Genomic DNA, 3337 nt, shown 5'->3' on the forward strand with positions numbered 1-3337 from the left:
GGTGCTCGGCGGCAAGGGCGAGATCCTCGACCTCGGCCGCAAGGCCCGCCTGTTCTCCAAGGCCCAACACCGAGCACTGCGGCTACGCGACAAGCGGTGTCGGGCCGAGGGCTGCACCATCCCCGCGGCGTGGACCGAGGCACATCATCTCCAACCCTGGTCCCAGGGCGGACGCACCGACCTCGACGACGCGGTCAGCCTGTGCAACCACCATCACCACCGCACCCACGACCACGCCTACACCCACGAACGCCTCCCCAACGGAGACATCAGGTTCTACCGACGCACGTAGGCCGAGGGAGCTGGTCACATCACTCGGCCACGGCCCGTGAACGCCAGGCCAGGCCGAGCAGGCCGACCAGGGCAGCGAGGGCGAGGATGCCGGCGACGGCTGCGTGGAAGGCCCCGGCATGCAGCCCGGCGTCCAGATGGAGCGCGCCCCAGAGCAGCGAGACCGCGGTCGCGACACCGAGGCCGACGGGCAGCGTCGCGGCGGGCAGTCGCCGAGGCTGCCGCCTGCTCCGCGGAGAGTCCTGGACGTGGCGGACGACAGCCCACCCGACGACGATCAACCCGAGGATCCCGGACGCGAACTGAGCCCACTGCTGACCGGGCAGCGGGCCGTGCATGTCCTGCAGCCACCCCACGTGCCGCACACCCCAGCGGCCGTCGTGGGTGAAGGAGTCCCAGACCGTGTGGGTGATCGATCCGACCACCGCCGCGAGCGGAGCGAGGATCCACGCTCGCCTGCCGATCCGGGCATGGACCGGAAGTCGGTCGCGGACGACGCTCGGAGCCGCGTCCACGACGGCGTCGCGGCCCCACCGGTCCCAGAAGAGGAGCAGCGCCAGCGTGAGCGCGAGATCGAGGGTGAGGATCCCGACCGGACTGTGGCTGAACGCGTACAGGCCCCAGGTCTGTCCCAGCACCGGCAGATCCGGGGCCATCGATCCGATGACCATCGCCGACATCGGCAGCCCGAGGCGGCGCAGCGGGAGGACGGCGGCCGGGTGGGCCAGGGTGACCGGCACGTCAGCACCCGACGACGGGGCCGGTGCGGACGAGACTCACTCAGCGACCGTAGCCGCCGGAACCGTAGCCGCCGGAACCGTCGCCACCCGAGCCGTAGCCGCCACCGAGCGGGTCGTACTCGTAGGTGTCGACGTAGCCCGGCGGACGGTCGTGGCCGAGCTCGCACAGGTCGGCCGGCGAGAGGAGCCCGCTGCCGTCGGCCTCCTCCTCGGCGATGCACGCGTACCAGTCGTCGTAGTCGGACTGCGGCTCGCTCGAGGACGTCTCCGACGCGGCGACGACACCGACGAGCAGCATCACCAGCACGAAGAAGCCGGCCGCGACGGCGCCGACGGTGGCGCCCGCCTTGGAGCCGGTCGCGGGGGCGGAACCGAACTCCTCCGCCACCGGCAGGAACTCCTCGGCGCCCGACCGCTCGGACGGCTGGGTCGAGGTCGGGTCCTGCTCTCGCGGCTCTCGCGGCGCCCGGTACTGCTCCCACATGGGCGCCATCCTGCCCCGCGAGGCCCGGATCCATGCTGCCGTTCTCCTGGCCGCCATCGTCGGGCCGCCATCGTCGGGCCGCGGAAGGTCAGCGGCGCAGCAGAGCCGCGATCTCGTCGTACCCCTTGCGCTCGGCGTGCTGCAGCGGCGTCACGCCCTCGCGGTCGGCGATGCCCGGGTCGGCGCCGGCGTCGAGCAGGATCCGGACGATCTCCTGGTAGCGACGGCTGCCGTCGCCGAGGATGATCGCCTCCAGCATCGCGGTCCAGCCGAGGTCGTTGACGTGGTCGATGTCGACGTCGGTCCGCACGACCCGGCGGATGTAGTCGACGTGACCGCGCTCGCCGGCCGGGATGGGCGAGAGGCCGCCGTACCGGTTCTTGATGGTCAGGTCCGGGTTGGCCGGGAGCAGCGCCTCGAGCATCGCGACGCTGCCGGTCACACCGGTGACCAGCCACGGGGTGTCGTGACGGTCGTCGAGGGCGTCGGGGTCGGCGCCCAGGGCGACGAGGACCTCCGCGACGGCGACGTGGTCGTACGTCGACGCGAGCAGCAGAGCGGTGCGGTCGTGGTCGTCGCGGGCCTCGATGTCGGCACCCGCGCGCAGGGCGACGGCGACGGCGTCCGCGTCACCGGTCCGGGCGGCGCGCAGCAGCGCCGCGTTCGCGGCCGCCTGGTCGGCCGGCGTCTCCGCAGTGGTCACGCTTCTCAGGATCCTCTCCAGGCCGTCGAAGCCACGCTTCTCGGCCATCTGCAGCGGGGTCAGTCCCGCCGACGGCGAGACCTTGTCGAGCTGGACGCCGCCCGCGGCGAGCACCCGGACGGTCGTGGCGTAGGAGCGCGTGTCCTCGCCGAGCCACACCGCCTCGTGGATCGCCTGGTAGCCGATCCGGTTGACGTGGTCGCGGTCGATGCCGGCCTGCAGCAGCTCGCCGACGACCAGACCGTGGCCGCGCTCGGCGGCGCGGATCAGGCCGGTGCCGTTCCAGCTGTCCTTGTCGTTGACCTGCGCGCCGTGGCGCAGGGTCAGGCGGAGCAGGTCGAGATAGCCCTCACTGGTCGCGACGAGGTACGCCGACTGCTCGGTGTCGTCCTTGGCGTTGACGTCGGCGCCCTGCTCGATCAGCCGCCGGGCGCGGGGGACGTCGTCGGCCCAGGCCGCGTCCCGCAGGCGCTGGTCGAGCCGGGCCTGCGGGACAGCGGGTCCCTCCGACGCGGTCGAAGCCGCGTCGGAGGGGCTGGCTGTGGGGCTGGTCGAGGGACTGGCCTTCGCCGCTTCGGGTGAGCGGCGCGTCCTGCCGTCCTCGGCCCCGGAGCCGCACGCGCCCAGGACGAGCGCGAGCGGGAGGGCGACGACCCCGACGCCCCGGAGGACTCGGGGTCGGCGGCTCATCGGGTCGGGTCCGCGATGACCTCGTACGGGCCGGACGCGATCTGCTCGTCGAACTTGCTGTCGACGTACAGGATCTCGCCGCGCAGCTCCTTGGCGGTGGTCAGCACCCGGTCCGGGGAGCTGGCGAACTGGCGGATCAGCTTGGCCTTGCGGCCGTCGGCGGACAGCTTGAGCTTGGCGATCTGCTTGCTGAAGTTGCGCACCACGGTGAGCTTGTTGCCCTGCAGGACCAGCCCGTCGGCGTTGACGAGGTCGGCGCTGCCGGTCTTGACGAGCTTGACCTTGCCGCTCTTGAGCGAGAAGCGCCACAGCTTGCCGGTGTTGCCCTGCGCGACGACGAGCGCCTTCTGGTCCTCGGTGACGACGATGCCGCCGAGGTTGAAGCCGGGCTGCACGGCGATCTTGGTGGTGGCGTCGGCCCAGAGCTTC

4 protein-coding genes and 1 pseudogene are annotated in these 3337 nt (G+C 72.3%); 1 reads left to right on the forward strand and 4 read right to left on the reverse strand.

All coding sequences use genetic code 11. From position 1 onward, the window contains the following. Window positions 1-292, forward strand: a 292-nt coding sequence (locus FHP29_RS21750) for an HNH endonuclease signature motif containing protein (protein WP_192904020.1), incomplete at its 5' end; no start/stop codon positions are given. A gap of 19 nt (window positions 293-311) precedes the next feature. Here the strand turns inward: FHP29_RS21750 and FHP29_RS13675 are convergent. The 4 genes and pseudogenes from FHP29_RS13675 to FHP29_RS22230 form a co-directional block, all read right to left on the reverse strand. Further along, window positions 312-1031 carry a DUF4184 family protein gene (locus FHP29_RS13675; protein WP_139623433.1) on the reverse strand — a complete coding sequence of 240 codons (720 nt, stop codon included), beginning with the start codon at window positions 1029-1031 and terminating at the stop codon, window positions 312-314. Window positions 1032-1071: 40 nt separating this feature from the next. Further along, window positions 1072-1515, reverse strand: a complete 444-nt coding sequence (locus FHP29_RS13680) for a hypothetical protein (RefSeq protein ID WP_139623434.1) — start codon at window positions 1513-1515, stop codon at window positions 1072-1074. 88 nt (window positions 1516-1603) lie between these two features. Next, on the reverse strand, window positions 1604-2908 hold the full coding sequence (locus FHP29_RS13685; RefSeq protein WP_139623435.1) for an ankyrin repeat domain-containing protein: 1305 nt from the start codon (window positions 2906-2908) through the stop codon (window positions 1604-1606). Continuing rightward, window positions 2905-3337, reverse strand: a pseudogene (locus FHP29_RS22230) (gluconolaconase); the annotation flags it as partial. The pseudogene FHP29_RS22230 and the gene FHP29_RS13685, both read right to left, overlap by 4 nt.

Origin of the sequence: Nocardioides albidus (assembly GCF_006335005.1) — a bacterium.
GTDB lineage: Bacteria > Actinomycetota > Actinomycetes > Propionibacteriales > Nocardioidaceae > Nocardioides > Nocardioides albidus.

Coding starts and splice junctions, on each gene's coding strand:
- FHP29_RS13680 (WP_139623434.1), bottom strand. CDS start 1,515: ATGTGGGAGCAGTACCGGGCGCCGCGAGAGCCGCGAGAGCAGGACCCG.
- FHP29_RS13685 (WP_139623435.1), bottom strand. CDS start 2,908: ATGAGCCGCCGACCCCGAGTCCTCCGGGGCGTCGGGGTCGTCGCCCTC.